This window comes from Rhizobacter sp. P2_H2, from assembly GCF_056403375.1.
The window spans coordinates 1-1,583 of record NZ_JBFUFP010001179.1; the positions used below are offsets into that span (position 1 = coordinate 1).

2 protein-coding genes are annotated in these 1,583 nt (G+C 70.7%); both read right to left on the reverse strand.

Annotated features, from left to right (window positions below):
- Positions 1-586: LysR family transcriptional regulator (locus AC1D15_RS31345; RefSeq protein ID WP_477829109.1), on the reverse strand; the 586-nt coding region annotated here is incomplete at its 3' end.
- A gap of 30 nt (positions 587-616) precedes the next feature.
- The coding region (locus AC1D15_RS31350; RefSeq protein ID WP_477829110.1) for a thiamine pyrophosphate-dependent enzyme at positions 617-1,583 on the reverse strand (967 nt) is incomplete at its 5' end.

The window sequence follows — 1,583 nt, forward strand, 5'->3', positions numbered from 1 at the left end:
GCTCCAGCCCGGGCAGCACCAGGTCGATGCCCTGCAGCTCGCGCAGCGTGATGACCTTGCGGCGCGCCAGCCGCGACTTCGGGTTCACGACGAGGAACAGCCGCTCCTCCATCACGCGCACCGTGTCGAGCCCTTCGAGGTTGCCGTCGTCGAACGCGATGCCGAGCATCAGCCGGCCGCTCTTGACCCATTCGAGCACCGTGCCGCTCAGCTCCTCGTAGATCTGCAGGCGGATCGCCGGATAGCGCGTGCGGACCTCGTTGAAGATGGGCAGCCCGAGCGACGCGACCATGCACAGCGGAATGCCGATGCCGACGTGCCCGGTCGGCTCGGTCGAGCAGCTGGTGACCGCATCGTGCGCATCGTCGGCATGCTTCAGGATGGCCTGCGCGTAGCGGTACAGGTGCTGTCCGCATTCGGTCGGCGACACCCCACGCGAGCTGCGGTTGAGCAGCAGGCTCTTGAACTCGTCTTCGAGTGCGGCCACCTGGTGGCTCAGTGCGGATTGCGCCACGTGCAGCACGCCGGCCGCGCGGGACAGGCTGCCCAGGTCCACGATGCGCACGAAATAGCGAAGCTGTCTCAACTCGATTTTCCTGTCCTCCTGGGTTGCGTTTCAGCGCTGGCGCGCCAGCGCGAGCCGCACCCGCGACCCGATCTGCAGTGAAGGCTCGCTGTTCGAGCCCTCCGAGGCATCCGCGGTGTCCGAAGCGTCCACCGGCTCGACGCGCAGCGCGTCGGCGAGCGACAGGTCGACCTGCAGCAGGTAGGGCTCGTCGCTGGCGAGGCAGTCGGCCACCGCGCGATCGATCGCGGCGGCCGACTTCAGCCGGTGGATGCGCCACCCGAAGGCGCGCGCGACCGCCGCGATGTCGGGCCGCTGGATCATCACGGAGGGCGACGCCGCGCAGGCCGCAGCGCTGCGCCGCGGATCGGCCAGCGGCGGCGGAAACACGATCAGCTTCAACGGCCAGCCGTGGTCGTAGACCGACTGCAGCTCGTGCAGGGTCGGCAGCAGCGCATTCGCATCGCTCAGGCACACGACCGGCCGCCGTGGGTGCGCCGCCAGCACGCCGATCGCGGCCGGCAACGCGAAGCCCGGCATGCCGACACCGGTCGACACCAGCCAGCGGCCCGGATGCAGGTGCTGCAGGTGGCGTGCGCCAGCCGCCTGCGCCAGGCCGTCGTCGACGGTCACGACCGCCTCCAGCGCCGCCAGCGGCTCGCGCAGGGCCCGCAGCACCTGGTCGGTGATCGGCGTGCGCGTGCGGGGCCCGTTGACTTCATCGGCAAGCGCGGCGTCCCGCCGCCAGCCCTCGATCGCCTGCCACCACGCGTGCCGCGGGGTGGGCCCGTCGCCTTCCGTCGCGGCGTGAAGGTCCAGGTTCTTCAGCCACTGCTGGCCCAGCCCCTTCAGCACCTCGCCTCCATCGCCGACCAGCGGCGTGGCAGACGGCCAGACCTTGTTGATGCTGGTCGGATCGATGTCGACATGGATCAGCGTGCCCGGCAGGGGCTCGCTGCGCGGCCAGGAGCGTTCGTCGAGGCGGGCGCCGATGCAGACCACGACATCGGCGTGCCGC